The following is a 15,910-nucleotide window of genomic DNA, read 5'->3' on the forward strand; positions in this document are numbered from 1 at the left end:
GCATTCGCAGGTCACGATATCGTAAGCCCGGTTCGTGGAGGCTTCGGCGACCTCCCCTCGCGCTTCAAACCACCACGCAGTCCATTCGAACAAATTGTTGACAGTTGGCAAAAAGGGGATAGAGAGGTTTCACTGCATTGGTAGGGAGGAAAAAGCCCATGTCGACTCTGGAGGCCGTGCCCGAGCTCGCCCCGTCCACCCGGTTGATGGAAGGGTTCACCCGCCAGCGGATCAAGACGCGCGGCGCCGAGATCAACGTGGCCATTGCCGGCGAAGGCCCTCCCCTGCTGCTGATCCACGGCAACCCGCTGACGCTGGTGAGCTGGCACAAGGTCGCCCCGTCGCTGGCGCGGGATTTCACCGTGGTCGCCATCGACATGCGTGGCTATGGCGACAGCTCGAAGCCCTATGGCGGCGAGGATCATTCCGGCTATTCGTTCCGCGCCATCGGTGAGGACGCCTTCGATGTCATGGACGCGCTGGGCCACACGCGCTTCGCTGTCGCTGGCCATGACCGCGGCGCCCGGGTCGGCTTCCGGATGGCTCTCGACCAGCCCGAGCGCATCACCCGCTACGCGGCGCTCGACATCGTTCCCACGCACCATGTGCTGAACAACATCACGCTCGGCTGGGCGCGCGAAAGCTATCACTGGTTCTTCATGGCGCAGAAGGCGCCGTTTCCTGAGAAACTTCTCGGCGCCGATCTCGACTATTACATGCGCTACAAGCTGAACAAGAAGGGCGTCGGCCTGGAAATCTTCACGCCCGAGGCGATGGAAGAGTATGTCCGCTGTGCCACGCCCGAACAGATCCATGCCGTGTGCGAGGACTATCGGGCGACCGTCACCGTCGACCTGGAGATGGACACGGCCGATTTCGGCAAGCGCCGCATCACCTGCCCGACCCTGGTGATCTGGGGCGACAACAGCCATTGCGGGCGGCACTTCAAGCCGGTCGAGGCCTGGTCGGACTGGGCCGACGATCTCGTCGGCTTCTCGGTCCCCACCGGCCATTACCCGGCCGAGCACAGGCCCGACCTCATCTACGCGGCGTTCTATCGCTTCTTCCGCGGCGAGAACGTCGGATGACGGTGGCGTCCGTCACGGCGGAGGTGGCCAAAAGCCGCCTCCATGCCGGCGCGGAGATTGCGTTCCTCGATGTTCGAGAAGCTGCAGCCTTTGGCGACGGCCATCCGCTGTTCGCGGTTCCCTGCCCGTTCAGCCAACTGGAAGTGTCGGCAACTTCGCTCATTCCGCGCCTTGATTGTCCGATACTTCTGATCGACGACGGCGACGGGCTGGCCGAGCGGGCGGGCGAGTTGCTCGCCGCCTGCGGCTATCGCGACGTGGCGCTCGTGGCCGGCGGCCTGCCCGCGTGGAAGGCCGCCGGTTTCGGAGTGTTCGCGGGCGTCAACGTGCCCAGCAAGACGCTCGGCGAACTGCTCGAGCACAGCCACCATCCGCGCATGATCGACGCCGACACGCTCGATCGCTGGCAGCGCGAGGCGCACCCGCATCTGTTCTTCGATTCCCGCCCGCCGGCGGAATACGCCAAGATGAGGATCGCCGGAGCGCGCTGCGTTCCCAACGGCGAACTGGCGCATCGGCTGGGCGTGCTGCTGCCGGACGACGCCACCCCCATCGTCCTCACCTGTGCCGGCCGTACCCGCGGGATCGTGGGAGCGCTCGGCCTCATGGCCCTGAACGTCGCGAACCCGGTCTATGCGCTCGAGAACGGCACGCAGGGCTGGGCCCTGACCGGCCGCCCGCTCGACCGGGGCGCCGAGCCGGATCCGCTGCCGCCGCTGAGCGAGGAGGCGCGTAGCGCCGCCCGGGTGCGCGCGGCGCGGCTGATTGCCGATGCCGGCCTGCCGCGCATCACGATCGCCGAGGCCGAGACCCTTCTCGCCGATGAGCGGCGCAGCACCTTCCTGTTCGATCTGCGCAGCGCCCCGGAACGCGCCGGACGGCCGGTGCGGGCCGCCGTCCCGGTGCTCACAGGCCAGCTCGTGCAGGCGACGGACCAGTATGTCGGCGTCCGCCACGCACGGCTGATCCTGATGGACGATGCCGGGCTGCGCGGCGCGCTCGCTGCCCTGTTCCTGCAGGCGCTGGGCTTCGAGGTTCACATCCTGGCGCTGGACGACGAGCCTGCCCGGCCGGGCCCCGTCTTCGCGCGCGTCCCGCCGCGTGTCCCGCCCCCGCTTGAGCCATGTTCGCCCGGGGACGCGGCGCGGCTCGTCGAGCAGGGCGCGTCGCTGCTCGATTTGCGGAGTTCCCAGTCCTGGGAAAAGGGGCGGCTGAGCGGAGCGCGCTGGACGATGCGCACCGACTTGCGCGCCGACTTGCGCGCCGCGCTGCCGCCCGGCACCGGCCATGCCGTGCTCTATGGCGATGGCGCCACCGTCGCGGCGGCCGCGCTGGAGCTTTCCGGGCGGGGAATCGCGGCGCATTGGCTTGGCGCCGATCTCGATGAATGCGCGGCCGCCGGCTGGTCAATCGACGAGACGCCGCGACCGATGAGCCGAGTGCAGGCGCTGGACCGGATCTGGTTCGTCCATGACAGGCATGACGGCAATGCCGAGGCATCGCGCCGCTATCTCGCCTGGGAGATGGGGCTGATCGATCAGCTCGATGCGGCCGAGCGCGCCTCCTTCGGCAGCGTGCCGATCACCGCCTCCGCCTGAAGGCGGCAAAAGCCGCCCTCGCTTTTGGCCCTCTCCCGTCTCGTACGGGAGGGGGCTTTTTCGTATTGGGCCGCCCCCCGGGCGCCTCGAAAAAAGGGGACGGGCTGCGCACCCGTCCCCTCTCCAGTGACTGCCACGACAGGTGGAACTGCCGGCAGGTTGCCTCAGCCCTTAATGGCGCTGGCGCGCGGCGGAGCGGGCACCTTGTCCTGCTCGAGCTGGCGCAGCAGGGCGGCCTCCTCGGCGGCTTCGGCCCGGCGCTGCTTGCGCTTGCTCCAGGCGGTCATGCCCAGCGATGCCACCATCACCCCGACGATCGCCACCGCCCCCGGGCGCTGGAACAGGTAGAGAGGGTCGCCGCCGCTGATCTGATAGGAGCGGAGGAACTCGGTCTCCAGCATGCGCCCGAGCAGGATGCCCACCACGACGGCCGGGATCGGGTACTCGTAGCGGCTGAGCGCGAAGCCGAGCAGCGCGAAGATGAACAGCGTGATCGGCCCCGCGATCTCGCCCGTGACGGCATAGGTGCCCAGCGTCGCGACCACCAGCACCGACGGCAGCACGTAGCGGGTGCGCACCTTCACGACATTGGCGGCGACGTAGATGAAGGCGACGCCCACGGCCAGCAGCACGGTCGCCTGGACCATGTTGTTGAGGATGATCGCGTAGACCATCGGCTTCTGCGACTGGATGAGGCCGGGCCCGGGCACGATGTTGTGCATCATGAACGCGGCGATGAGGATCGCCGTGGCGCCGCCGCCGGGAATGCCGAGGGCCAGCATGGTCGCCATCGACCCGCCCTCGCCGCTCGCGACCGCGGATTCGGCGGCGATCACCCCCTTGGGATTGCCGGTGCCGAAGGTCGCGCTGTCCTTGGCGGTGCGCTTGGTCTCGGCATAGGCGATCAGGTTGCCGATCGAGGATCCGACGCCCGGCACCGCGCCGATGACGACGCCGATGATGGAGCCGCGTAGCAGCACGCCGGGATATTTCAGCGTGCCCCAGCAGCCGGCGAGAATGCGGCGGATGCTGACCTCGCGCGCCCCGTCGGCGTCGATGATGTAGTCGCGCCCCGCAAGGCCGAGCAGCTGGCCGGCGGCCAGCAGGCCGATCATCGCCGGGATCGGCGAGATGCCGTCGAGCAGGACGGGGATGCCCAGCGTGCCGCGGGTGAAGCCCGCGGTGTTCATGCCGACCGTGCCGAGCAGCACGCCGAAGGCGGCGGCGAGCAGGCCGCGGCTGATATAGGTCGACCCCAGCGAGCCGAGCAGCAGCATGCCCCAGATCGCCACCGCGAACATCTCCAGCGGGCCGATGCGCAGCACGATGTCGGCCAGCGGCTCGATGAGCAGGAGCAGCAGCACATAGCCGAAGATGCCGCAGATGGTGGAGGCGAAGAGCGCGTGCCCCAGCGCCTCGTTGTGCAGCCCCTTCTGCGACATGGCGAAGCCGTCGAACGTGGTCGCGAACGAGGATGGCGTGCCCGGTATGTTCATCAGGATGGCGGGCACCGACCCGCCGAATCCGGCTCCGGTATAGACTGAGGTCAGGAAGACGATGGCCGGGAAGAAGTCCATGTAGAGCGACATGGGCAGCACGATCGCCATCGCCATGGTGATCGAGATGCCCGGGATCGCACTGAAGATCAGGCCGATGATGAGGCCGGGAACGATCCAGCCCCAGGACCCGGCCGATGCGAACATGATGCCGAGCGCATCATGAAAGGCGGAAACGTCGATCATGATCGTGGCTCACAGAAGAGTGGTGGGCATCGGGTAGGGGATCATGGCGCGGAAGCCGTAGATCGCCACTGCCGTGACCGCGAGCGAGAACACCAGCACGCGCAGGGGGCGGCGCTCGCCGCACACCACCATCGCCGCGGCGGAGAACAGGAAGACCGCGATGTCGAAGCCGATCGTCTCGAGCAGGAAGACCATCAACCCGAGCGCCACGCTCAGCGCGCCCATCTTGATCAGGTCGGAATAGTCCGGCGCGGCGGTAGGCGACAGCGGGTCCTGGTCGGAAGCGATCGCGGCCGCTTCCGCCTCGTCGACCCTGTGGAAGCACTGGGGCACGATGAATGCGTAGAGAGCCAGCGTGAAGAGCGAGACCGGCTCCACCAGCAGAAGATTGTTGACACTCAGCGAGACGCTGCGCGCATCAAGCAGATACCAGAAGACCAGTCCGGCGATCAGCGTGATGAGGGCGAGGTGTCCGTACTCGATGACGTAGGTATGCCGTCCGATACGCATCACCATCTCCATTCCATGAGGGATGAGCAGAAGAGGCCGGCGCACCAGGCGCCGGCCTCGTCGCGGATGCCGGCTACTTCATGAGGTCGATGTACTTGGCCATCTTGTCGGCATTGGCGAGATAGGCCTTCTCGGAGGCCTCCGGGCCGTACCAGGTGGTCGCGAGCTGCTGCAGCTTGAGGGCCTCGATCGCCTTCGGGTTCTTGCTGGCCCGCTCGAGCGCGCCGCTGAGAAACTTGAAGATCTCCGGCTGCTCCTTCTTCAGCTTGGTGGTGACCACCCATCCGCGCTGCGAGCCTTCGACGAAGTCGACCTTGAGGCCGCTCGCGCCGATGAGGGGCGCGTCGGGATACCAGTCCACCGTCTCCTCGGCGAAGATCGCCAGCGGCCGGATCTTGGAGACCAGCGGCAGGAAGCCCTCGCCGCCGACGAAGCCGACATCGACCTGGGCGCCGGCGGTCGCGTTGCGGGCCGGCCCGCCGCCGTCATAGGTCACGATGCGAAGCTTGGACGGGTCGATCTTGGCGGCCTGGAAGGCGAGAACCATGTTGGCGTAGTCCGCCGAGGCGGGCTGGACGCCGATGCTGAGGCTGCCGGGATCGGCCTGCAGCTTTTCGATGACTTCCGCGAAGGTCTTGATCGGGCTGTCCGACGACGTCGCCGCGAGCGTGTAGTCGCGCGACGGCAGGTTCAGCATCGAGAAGTCCTCGACTTTGTAGGGCGCGTTCTGCAGGAGCACGGTCAGCGGGATATAGGGCGCCGCCGAGGTACACAGGATGCTGTAGCCATCCGCCGGCTGGTTGAGCGCGTAGGAGTTGCCGAGCTGGGTGCCGGCGCCCGGCTTGTTGACGATGACCAGCGGCTGGCCGAGCTCCTTTTCCAGATAGGGAGCGAAGGCGCGCGAGAGGCGGTCATTGTAGCCGCCGGTGGCGAAGGGCACGATCACGTTGATCGGACGCGTGGGGTAATCCGCAGCGCGCAGGATCGAAGGCATCGCGACCAAGCCGCTGGCGACGCCGACGCTTCCGGCCACGAGTCGGAATGCTTCTCTGCGTGTAAAATCGGTCATGTTTTCCTCCCGCCGTTCCATCTGGATTGCAACCGGGTGTTCGCCCCCGGCCGTGTGGACTAGGCTGAGCCAGACTGTTCCTCGATCCGTCAACTGTCAACAGATTTGCCGACAGAATTGTTGGGCGAGGCAGAAGCGGCACTCTTTGCCACGGTCGGGCGTGCCAATATGTCTTCGCACACGGCGGGGAAGACGCCCGGAATAGGCCAATATCCCCGTTGGCAGGCCCATATCGCCCCATTTTGTTGACAGTTGTCAATAACTCTGGCTCTATCCGGGCTCGGTTTCGCCGGCCCTACCGTAACGTGCGGCCGCTGCCCTGGAGGTCGCCATGTCCTGCCTTTCGTCCCGACCCCTCCCCCGTCCGGCGACGGATGCGGTCGGCGCGGGGAAGGCGGGACGGTACGACGGGGCTATCGCGTGATGGCCGACATCCCGAGGAACCCGGATACGGTGGCGCGTTCGGGGCTCCAGTCCGTTCGCTGGTGGCTGCGCATCGTCGGAACCTATTCGGTCGCCGCCATCGCCGGCTATCTCGCCTCCCTCGCCCATATGCCACTGCCCTGGATGCTCGGGCCGCTCTTTGCCTGCGGGGCGCTGATGATCGCGGGCGTGCCGCTGCAGGCCGGGCCGCACCTGCGCGAGATCGGCCAGGTCATCGTCGGCCTCGCCATCGGCATGCGCTTCACGCCGCACCTGCTGCTGGTGTCGCTGGGCCTGCTGCCGGCGATGATCGCCTCGACGCTCTACATCATCCTGGCGACCTTTCTCGGCGCGCTGCTGATGCGCCCGCTCGCGCGCATCGATCCCACCACCGCCTTCTTCGCGACCGCGGCCGGCGGCATGGCCGACATGGCGGTGGTCGCGGCGGCGCGCGGCGGCGACACCAACACGGTGTCCGTGGTCCACGCGCTGCGCGTCACCACCGTGGTCAGCGTCGTGCCTTTCCTCGTCTTCGCCTATGGCGAACCGGGGACGGCGGCGACGGTGGAGACGGTTATGTCGCACGAGATCCCTTCGCTGCTGCTGGCGCTGCTGGTGGCCTATCTCGGCGCGCACCTGTTGCGGCCGACCGCGATTCCCAATCCGTGGCTTCTCGGCTCGCTGCTGCCGAGCGCGGCGCTGGGGGCGTCCGGCCTTCTGCACGTGGCGGTTCCCGGCGTGATGGTCATCATCGCCCAGATCATGATCGGCGTGTGGCTCGCCATGCGGTTCCGGCGCGACCTGTTCGTGCGCCTGCCGCGCGTCGCCGCGGGCGGATTGCTGGTCGCGCTCATGCTGATCGGCGCGGCAGCGCTTGGCGCCAAGGTGCTGTCCTTCGCCACCGGCCTGCCGCTGACGACGAGCTTCCTGTCACTGGCCCCCGCCGCGATCACCGAGATGGTGCTGACAGCCAAGGCCATGCACGCCGACGCCGAGCTGGTGACGGCGTTCCACATCGTCCGCATCGCGATGATCGCCTCGACGATTCTCCTCGTCTTCCGCGTCTACCGCTTCGTCTTGAGAGGGCATTATGGATCTGGGATTTGACGGCCGTCGCGCCGTCATCGTCGGCGGCAGCTACGGCATCGGCGAGGCGACCGCCCGCATCCTGCTGAGCGAGGGCGCCGACGTCATCATCGCCTCGCGCAACCGCGACAACCTCGAAGCCGCGGCGGCGCGGCTGAGCGAAGCGACCGGGCGCGCGCCGCACCTCGTCGTGGCGGACGTGGTGAAGGACGCCGAATCCGCCGCGAGGCTGGCGGACGAGGTACGCGCGCGCTGGAGCGCGCTCGACATTCTCGTCAGCGCCGTCGGCGGCAGCGTCCGCGCCGATTTCGGCGACCTCTCCGACGAGGACTGGCTCGCCAGCTACACGTTCAACGTCCTGTCCACCGTGCGCGTCATCCGCGCCGGCGCGCCACTGCTGGCGCAGGGACGCGATCCCGCCGTGGTGACGCTCGGGGCGGCGGCGGCCAAGATGCCCTATGCGCACCAGGTCATGACCAATGTTCACAAGGCCGGCCTGCTCGGCCTCGTGAAGACGCTCGCGCTGGAGCTGGGCGAACAGGGCATCCGCATCAACAGCGTCGGCCCGGGCCGCACCAAGACCCCGCTATGGATCAACCGGGCCGACCGGATGGCGACCGAGCGCGGCGTCCCGGTGGACGCGATCTTCGAGGAATTCTCGCACGAGATTCCCCTGAAGAGGTTCGCCGAGCCGGCCGAAGTCGCGGTGATGGTCGCCTGGCTCGCCAGCCCGCTCGCCAGCTACGTCACCGGCCAGGCCATCAATGTCGACGGCGGTATCGCGCGCGGCCTCGTCTAAGGGAGAGAGAAATGTCCGAGACAGATATCACAAGGAAGCTCGCCGCCTGGGTCGTGAATTTCCCGGCCGACGGGATACCCCAGTCCGTGCGCGAGGAAGGCGTGCGGACGCTCTTCAACTGGATGGGCTGCGCCGTCGGCGGCGCGCGCCACGAGACCGTCGATTGCGCGCTCGCCGGCATCATGCCCTTCGCCGGCCGCTCCCAGGCCACGGTGCTCGGGCGCGGCGAAAGGCTCGACGTCCTCAACACGGCCCTCGTCAACGGCATCAGCTCGCATGTCCTCGACTATGACGACACGCATCTGAAGACCATCATCCACCCGGCCGGGCCGGTCGCCTCGGCGCTTCTGGCCGCGGCCGAGTACCAGCCGGTCTCCGGGCAGGACTTCCTGACCGCGCTGCTCATCGGCGTCGAGGTCGAGTGCCGCATCGGCAACAGCGTCTACCCGGAGCACTATGACCGAGGCTGGCACATCACCGGCACGGCCGGCGTGTTCGGCGCGGCGGCGGCGCTCGGGCGCATGCTCGGGCTCGACGAGCAGCGGATGACCTGGGCGCTCGGCATCGCCGCCACCCAGGCCTCGGGCCTGCGCGAAATGTTCGGCACCATGTGCAAGAGCTTCCATCCGGGCAATGCCGCGAAGAACGGCGCCATGGCCGCCTATCTGGCCCAGGCCGGCTTCGACAGCTCCCTGCAGGCGATCGAGGCGCCGCGCGGCTTCGCCAACGTGCTCTCGACCCGGCACGACTACAACGAGATCCTCGGCGGGCTCGGCGAGGTCTGGGAGGCGGCGCTCAACTCCTACAAGCCCTTCGCCTGCGGCGTCGTCATCCATCCGACCATCGACGGCTGCCAGCAGCTGCGCGAGGAACTCGGGAGCGAGGTGGAGCGGATCGCCGCCGTGCGCCTGCGCGCTCACCCGCTGGTGCTCGAGCTCACCGGCAAGCGCGAGCCGCAGACCGGGCTCGAGACCAAGTTCAGCATCTATCACGCAGCCGCCTGCGCCCTGCTGCGCGGGGACGGATCGCCCACCGCCTTCACCGACGAGGCGGCGAACGCGCCGGAGCTGGTCGCCCTGCGCCGCAAGGTGAGCGCGACGTCGGACACCTCGATCCACGAGGCGTCGGTGGTGATCGAGGTCGAGTTCGAGGACGGGCGGCGGATCGAGCGCGTGATCGAGCGCGCCATCGGCAGCCGCGAGCGTCCGCTCAGCAACCAGCAGCTCGAAGCCAAGTTCGCCCATCAGGCGGGGCTGGTCGTCGGAGCCGAGACGACGCAGTCACTGATGGAGATGTGCTGGCGCCTGCCCGAGCTTGCCGATGTCGGCGCGCTTGCCCGCGCCTCGGTGCCCGACGGCCGGCGCGACGCGGCCGAATAGGAGACGGCGATGAGTGCATCCACCCTGCGCATCGGCCTGCTGAACGGGGACGATATCGGGCACGAGATCGTCCCGGCGTCGCACCGCATCGCCGAGGCGGCGGCCCGCGCGAGCGGCCTTTCCATCGACTGGCATCCGATCCCGATCGGGCGCAAGGCCCTCGACGAGCTCGGCCATACGATGCCGGCCGGCACGCTGGAACGGCTGGGCGAGCTCGACGGCTTCATCCTCGGGCCCATCGGCCATCAGGCCTATCCCAAGGTGCCCGAGGCCATCAACCCGCACCCGATCCTGCGCAAGAGCTTCGACCTGTTCGCCAATGTCCGCCCGACGCGCTCCTATCCGGGGCTGGGCTGTCTTTACGACGACATCGACCTGGTGATCGTGCGCGAGAACAATGAGGGCTTCCAGCCGGACCGCAACGTGGTCGCCGGCTCGGGCGAGTTCCGGCCGACGCACGACATGACGATTTCGGTGCGCGTGATCACCCGCGAGGGCAGCCGCAAGGTGGCCCAGGCGGCGCTCGAGATCGCCCGCGCGCGCAGCAAGCGGCTGACCGTCGTGCACAAGGACACGGTGTTCAAGCTCGGCTGCGGCATGTTCGTCGAGGAGTGTCACAAGGCCGGCGAAGCGTTCCCGGACGTGACCATCGACGAGGTCATCGTCGACACCTTCGCGATGAAGCTGGTGCGCGAGCCTCAGCGCTTCGACACCGTCGTCACCACCAACATGTTCGGCGACATCCTCACCGACGAGGCGGCCGGGCTCGTCGGCGGCCTCGGCATGGCACCGGGCCTGTGCATCGGGCGCGGCGACATCGCGATGGCGCAGGCCACCCACGGCTCGGCGCCGGACATCGCCGGCAAGGGAATCGCCAACCCCTACGCCATGATCGAATCCACCCGGATGCTGATCGAGTGGCTCGGCCGCCGGCACGGCCTTCCCGCGGCCGGCCGCGCCGCCGCGCTGATGACGACCGGCATCGAGGCCGCGCTGGCGGACCCCGCAACGCGCACACCCGACATTCGCGGATCCGGTACCCAGGCCGACATGGTCGACGGAATCCTCGCAGCTATGGAGAGACACAGCCATGCGGCAGCATAAGATCGCCCTCATCCCCGGAGACGGCATTGGCTCCGACGTCATCCACGCCGGCCGGCGCGTGCTCGACACGCTGGCCGCGAATGACGGGGGCTTCGGGTTCAGCTTCGAGACTTTCGACTGGGGATCCGACCGCTATCGCCGCGTCGGCCGCATGATGCCGGAGGACGGCGTCGACACGCTGCGCGCCTTCGACGCGATCTATTTCGGCGCGGTCGGCGATCCCCAGATTCCCGACCACATCACGCTGTGGGAGCTGCGCCTCGCGATCTGCCAGGGGCTCGACCAGTACGCCAATGTCCGCCCCTCCCGGCTGCTGCCGAACATCACCGGCCCGCTCCGTCCCGAGCTCGGCCGCGAAATCGACTGGGTGATCGTGCGCGAGAACAGCGAGGGCGAATATGCCGGCGCCGGCGGGCGGGCCCATCGCGGGCTGCCGATCGAGGTCGGGCTCGACGTGTCGGTGTTCACGCGCACCGGCGTCGAGCGGATCGCGCGCTTCGCCTGCGAGCTCGCCATGTCGCGTCCGCGCCGCAAGCTGACCATCGTCACCAAGTCCAACGCCCAGCGCCACGGCATGGTGCTGTGGGACGAGGTGTGCCGCTCGGTGATCAAGGACTTCCCCGAGCTCGACGTCGACTGGATGCTCGTCGACGCGATGACGATGCGGCTGGTGCTGCGGCCGGGCACCGTCGACACTGTGCTCGCGACCAATCTCCACGCCGACGTGCTGTCCGACCTCGCTTCCGCACTCAGCGGCAGCCTCGGCATCGGCGCCACCGGAAATCTGGCGCCGGACCGCTCCACCCCGTCCATGTTCGAGCCGATCCACGGGTCGGGTTTCGACCTCATCGGCAAGGGAATCGCCAATCCGATCGGCGCGTTCTGGAGCGCCGCGCTGATGCTGGAGCATCTCGGCGAGGCAACGGCCGCGAACCGGCTGATGCGTGCCATCGAGCGAGTGACGGAGCTCGGGACGGCGTTGACGCCCGATCTCGGCGGAAGCGCGACCACCGAGGACGTGACGAATGCCGTGATCGGCCTCATTGAAGGACAAAACGAAGCGGGAAAGCGCGACTCGCGTAGCGTCGCGTAGAAACTAGAAGCTATTCACCACGTGATTGTCTACAATCGACCGATGACCATGAACACTGACACCGGCCCGCTGAACGACCTCTCCGTGGTGAAGAGCGTTTCCCTCACGAGCGCGCTCGAAAAGGAACTCGAGCGGCTCATCCTGACGGGCGAGCTGGAGCCCGGAGCGCGGATCAACGAGATCCACCTCTCCAACCGCTTCGGCACCAGCCGCGGCCCGATCCGCGAGGCGACGCGAAGCCTCGAGGCGAAGGGCCTGGTCGAAGTCGTCCGCAACAGGGGCGTCTTCGTCCGTCGGCTGACGGTCGAGGACGCCATCGAGATCTACGACGTGCGCGCCGCCCTGTTCGGGCAGGCGGGGCGTTTGCTGGCGGAGCGGATGACGGATGAGCTGCTGGTCGAGCTGACCCGCCTCGTCGACCGGATGGACATGGTCGCCGACCAGGGCAGCTTCGACGAATATTATCCGCTGAACCTGGCCTTCCATAATCTGATCGTCACCTCCTGCGGCAATCGCACGCTGGCGGCGGAGTATCATCGCTTCGTCAACAAGCTCCATCTGTTCCGCGCCCGCGCGCTGGTGCAGGGCGGCGGCCTCGCGGTGTCGAACCGCGAGCACCGCGCCATGCTCGAGGCGCTGGCCTCGGGCGATGGCGACCGGGCGCAGATGACGCACTGGCGCCACGTGGCGTTGGCCAAGCGGCGCCTGATCGCCGCGGGAAGCGGCGGCGCCTCCCGCAACGACTGATCCGCCCGCGATTTCCGTCATCGCTGGACGTGCCGGCAGGCCCGGCACGTCGCCGCTGTCGCGCGCTTGCCGTCAGGCCGCCGCGCGCGCTTCCATCTGGCGCGTGGCCACGCGTGCCGCCAGCCGGATCGCCGACTTGAAGGCGCCGATATCGGCGACGCCCTTGCCGACGATGTCGAACGCCGTGCCGTGGGCGGGGGTCGTGAACACCACCTCGAGACCGGCGGTGATCGTCACGCCCTTGTTGAAGCCCTTGAGCTTCGTCGCGATCTGCCCCTGGTCGTGATACATCGCCATCACGCCGTCATAGGCGCCCGAGAACGCCTTCAGATAGACCGTGTCGGCCGGGAAGGGCCCACTGCAGTCGATGCCCTGGGCGGCCATCTCCTCGACCGCGGGACGAATGATATCGATCTCCTCGGTGCCGAACAGCCCGCCCTCGCCCGCGTGCGGATTGAGCGCGGCGACGGCGATGCGCGGGCGCTCGATGCCGGCCTTGCGCATGGTGTCGTCGGCGAGCTTGAGCGCGCGGCAGATGGATTCGAACGTCACCTGATCGAGCGCGGTCCGCAGGGAGACGTGCGAGGTGACCCGCGTCATCCACTGGTTCTCAAGCACGTTCATCTCGCTGAACGGGCCCTCATGGGCGAGAAGGTGGGCGAACATCTTGTGCTCGTCGGGAAAGCGCCAGCCGCCCTTGAACATCGCCTGCTTGTTCAGCGGCGCGAAGGACACCCCGTCCACCTCGCCGGCCTTGGCGAAGTCGATGGCGCGCGCCAGCGTGTCGCCGGTCAGCCGGCCGGAATCGGGCGAGGCGACGCCGAGCTCGAAGGCAGAGGGGTCGATATTGCCGAGATCGACCAGCGGCACCTCCGTCCGGCTCCAGTCGACCGCCGCCGGTGACTCGTAGCGCCGGTAGGTCAGGGGCACGCCGGCCTGCCGGGCGCCCATGTCGAGCACGCGCGCATCGCCGACGACGACGAGCCGCGCGACCTTGTCCATTTCGCCTTCGTGGAGCAGCCGCGCCGTCTGCTCGGGCCCGATTCCGGTGCAGTCACCGGGAACCAGAGCCAGTACGGGAAGAGTGTCGCGCATCATCGAATTACCTGTGTTGAACCGGGATCTGTCATGAATCGGCCGGCACGCGCTTCAGCGAGGGAGCCGGCCGCGCGTCTATGGCGGCGCTGCAGCCGAGCGTGCGCAGGAAGCGCGCCTTGCCGGCGAGGATGTGCCGTTCCAGCAGGCGCGCGGCGGTGGTGGAATCGCCGTTGCTCAGCGCTTCGACGATGGCCTTGTGCTCGTCATTGGAGACGCGCATCGAGCCCGGCAGCACGAGGCCGCGGCGCCGGAACAGGTGAAGTTCGGCCTCCAGCAGCGGGTACATCTCGATCAGCTTGGCGTTGTCCGAGGCGACCACCACCTGGCGGTGGATCTCGTTGTTGAGCGTGTAGAAGGTCGCGAGATCCGATGCCTCGATCGCCTCGTCCATCCGGCGGATCAGGTCTTTCATCTCCCGCAACTGGGCGGTGGTGATGATCGCGGCAGCAAGGCGCCCGGCGGTGCCGAACAGCCCCGCGCGGATGTCGTACAGGTCGAGGGCTTCCTTGGTGCCGATCTCGCGCACGAAGAAGCCCCGGTTGAGCTCGCTGCGCAGCAGCCCGATCTGCTCCAGCGCGCGACAGGCCTCGCGCACCGGACCGCGGCTGATGCCGAGCCGCAGGGCCAGTGCGCTCTCGTTGATGCGGGTCCCGCCGACCAGCTCGCCGGCCCCGATCATGCGCTCGATCTCGCGCTGGATCGGCGGCACGAAGGAGGCGGTGCGCGGGATGCGGGTGGGAGGGATGTCGTCGCGACGGGACATGTCGAAGTCTGGCGCCCCGGATCGCAGATTGTCAACATTTATGCCGCGTTATTCTCTTACGCAGGTCAATTCGCGATTCCCGACACACCCGATTCCGCCCGACCCGCACCGCTGCGCATCGCCGATTGTTCGCCAATAAATTACGTATAATCAATCAATTAACGAATAGATGGCGATCGCCGCCCCGACCGACCCCAATCTCGCGTCATCGAAAATTGTTGACACTTTGGCGCGAGGCGAACAACGTGCGGACCGTAAGGCCGGCCGTTGCCGCGGGCAGAGATGCAGGAGTTTCCATGACGACATATTCGATAGCGGTCATCCCCGGCGACGGGATCGGCAACGAGGTGGTGCCCGAGGCGCAGCGCGTGCTGGAGGCGGCGGCCCGCGCCGGCGGCTTCGAGCTGGACTGGACCCATTATGACTGGAGCTGCGAGCGTTTCGCCAAGACCGGCTCCATGATGCCCGCCGACGGGCTCGACCGAATCCGCGACAAGGACGCGATCTTCCTCGGCGCGGTCGGCTTTCCGGGCGTGCCGGACCATGTGTCGCTGTGGGGACTGCTGATCCCCATCCGCCGCGGCTTCCATCAATATGTGAACCTGCGCCCCGTGAAGCTGATGAAGGGCGTGGAAAGCCCGCTCAAGGGCCGCGAGCCGGGCGACATCGACTTCTACGTCGTGCGCGAGAACAACGAGGGCGAATATTCCTCGATCGGCGGGCGGCTCTATGAGGGGCAGCCGGACGAGCTGGTGATGCAGCAGTCCGTCTTCACCCGGCGCGGCTGCGACCGGGTGATGCGCTACGCGTTCGATCTCGCCGCCGGGCGGAAGAAGCACGTCACCTCGGCGACCAAGTCGAACGGCATCAGCCACACCATGCCCTATTGGGACGAGCGCTTCGCCGCCGTCGCGAAGGACTATCCGGGCTTCACCACCGACCAGTTCCATATCGACATCCTGACCGCGCATTTCGTGCGCAACCCGGACTGGTTCGACGTCGTGGTGGCCTCGAACCTGTTCGGCGACATCCTGTCCGATCTCGGCCCGGCCGTGGTCGGCTCGATCGGCATCGCGCCGGGCGCCAACATCAACCCCGAGAAGGACTATCCCTCCATGTTCGAGCCGGTGCACGGCTCGGCGCCGGACATCGCCGGCAAGGGCATCGCCAACCCCATCGGCCAGGTCTGGTCGGGCGCGATGATGCTGCGCCATCTCGGCGAGGAGGCGGCCGCGCGCGCCATCGAGGACGCCATCGAGGACGTGCTCGCCCGCCGTGACAGCCTCACGCGCGACCTCGGCGGCACCGCCGGCACCCGCGAACTGACCGACGCCATCATCGGCGCGCTGCCCGCGAGCCGCGTGCACTCGCCGGCCGCCTGAGCGCCATTGCCTGAACCAGACAACAGCGG

At 67.8% G+C, this 15,910-nt stretch carries 14 protein-coding genes; 9 read left to right on the forward strand and 5 right to left on the reverse strand.

From position 1 onward, the window contains the following. Positions 1-158: 158 nt before the first annotated feature. The gene (locus NVS89_RS05670; RefSeq protein WP_258731597.1) at positions 159-1,088 is read left to right on the forward strand and encodes an alpha/beta fold hydrolase; all 930 of its coding nucleotides are present in this window, start codon (positions 159-161) and stop codon (positions 1,086-1,088) included. Continuing rightward, a complete protein-coding gene (locus NVS89_RS05675; RefSeq protein WP_258731598.1) occupies positions 1,085-2,686 on the forward strand; it encodes a rhodanese-like domain-containing protein in 1,602 nt (533 codons plus the stop codon). The genes NVS89_RS05670 and NVS89_RS05675 overlap by 4 nt, the downstream gene beginning before the upstream one ends. A gap of 164 nt (positions 2,687-2,850) precedes the next feature. Here the strand turns inward: NVS89_RS05675 and NVS89_RS05680 are convergent, their stop codons facing one another. The 3 genes from NVS89_RS05680 to NVS89_RS05690 all read right to left on the reverse strand — a co-directional run bounded on the left by NVS89_RS05680 (position 2,851) and on the right by NVS89_RS05690 (position 5,971). After that, entirely contained in the window at positions 2,851-4,428 is a 1,578-nt protein-coding gene (locus NVS89_RS05680) for a tripartite tricarboxylate transporter permease (protein ID WP_258731599.1), read from the reverse strand. Between the two features lie 9 nt (positions 4,429-4,437). Then, positions 4,438-4,938, reverse strand: a complete 501-nt coding sequence (locus tag NVS89_RS05685; RefSeq protein ID WP_258731600.1) for a tripartite tricarboxylate transporter TctB family protein — start codon at positions 4,936-4,938, stop codon at positions 4,438-4,440. A 73-nt stretch (positions 4,939-5,011) separates the two neighbouring features. Further along, positions 5,012-5,971, reverse strand: coding sequence for a tripartite tricarboxylate transporter substrate binding protein (locus NVS89_RS05690; RefSeq protein WP_258731601.1), 960 nt, complete (start codon positions 5,969-5,971; stop codon positions 5,012-5,014). A 459-nt stretch (positions 5,972-6,430) separates the two neighbouring features. Between NVS89_RS05690 and NVS89_RS05695 the strand changes: the two genes are divergently transcribed. Genes NVS89_RS05695 through NVS89_RS05720 form a run of 6 tightly spaced genes read left to right on the forward strand, consistent with a single transcriptional unit; the run spans position 6,431 to position 12,638 of the window. Next, positions 6,431-7,537: an AbrB family transcriptional regulator gene (locus NVS89_RS05695; RefSeq protein ID WP_258731602.1), complete on the forward strand. Its 1,107-nt coding sequence runs from the start codon at positions 6,431-6,433 to the stop codon at positions 7,535-7,537. Continuing rightward, positions 7,521-8,315: an SDR family NAD(P)-dependent oxidoreductase gene (locus tag NVS89_RS05700; protein WP_258731603.1), complete on the forward strand. Its 795-nt coding sequence runs from the start codon at positions 7,521-7,523 to the stop codon at positions 8,313-8,315. Before NVS89_RS05695 ends, NVS89_RS05700 begins: the two co-directional genes overlap by 17 nt. Before the next feature lie 11 nt (positions 8,316-8,326). Next, positions 8,327-9,694: an MmgE/PrpD family protein gene (locus NVS89_RS05705; protein WP_258731604.1), complete on the forward strand. Its 1,368-nt coding sequence runs from the start codon at positions 8,327-8,329 to the stop codon at positions 9,692-9,694. Between the two features lie 9 nt (positions 9,695-9,703). After that, complete coding sequence (locus tag NVS89_RS05710) at positions 9,704-10,798, forward strand: isocitrate/isopropylmalate dehydrogenase family protein (RefSeq protein ID WP_258731605.1); 1,095 nt, start codon at positions 9,704-9,706, stop codon at positions 10,796-10,798. Next, a complete protein-coding gene (locus NVS89_RS05715; RefSeq protein ID WP_258731606.1) occupies positions 10,785-11,891 on the forward strand; it encodes a tartrate dehydrogenase in 1,107 nt (368 codons plus the stop codon). The genes NVS89_RS05710 and NVS89_RS05715 overlap by 14 nt, the downstream gene beginning before the upstream one ends. A gap of 48 nt (positions 11,892-11,939) precedes the next feature. Next, positions 11,940-12,638: an FCD domain-containing protein gene (locus NVS89_RS05720; protein ID WP_258731607.1), complete on the forward strand. Its 699-nt coding sequence runs from the start codon at positions 11,940-11,942 to the stop codon at positions 12,636-12,638. A 72-nt stretch (positions 12,639-12,710) separates the two neighbouring features. Here the strand turns inward: NVS89_RS05720 and NVS89_RS05725 are convergent, their stop codons facing one another. Both NVS89_RS05725 and NVS89_RS05730 read right to left on the reverse strand, forming a co-directional pair. Then, positions 12,711-13,736, reverse strand: coding sequence for a PdxA family dehydrogenase (locus NVS89_RS05725; protein ID WP_258731608.1), 1,026 nt, complete (start codon positions 13,734-13,736; stop codon positions 12,711-12,713). Between the two features lie 28 nt (positions 13,737-13,764). Further along, complete coding sequence (locus NVS89_RS05730) at positions 13,765-14,499, reverse strand: FCD domain-containing protein (RefSeq protein ID WP_258731609.1); 735 nt, start codon at positions 14,497-14,499, stop codon at positions 13,765-13,767. Between the two features lie 296 nt (positions 14,500-14,795). On the opposite strand from NVS89_RS05730, the gene NVS89_RS05735 reads away from it, so the two are divergent. After that, on the forward strand, positions 14,796-15,881 hold the full coding sequence (locus NVS89_RS05735) for a tartrate dehydrogenase (protein ID WP_258731610.1): 1,086 nt from the start codon (positions 14,796-14,798) through the stop codon (positions 15,879-15,881). Positions 15,882-15,910 lie beyond the last annotated feature (29 nt).

Source organism: Ancylobacter mangrovi (assembly GCF_024752355.1).
GTDB lineage: Bacteria > Pseudomonadota > Alphaproteobacteria > Rhizobiales > Xanthobacteraceae > Ancylobacter > Ancylobacter mangrovi.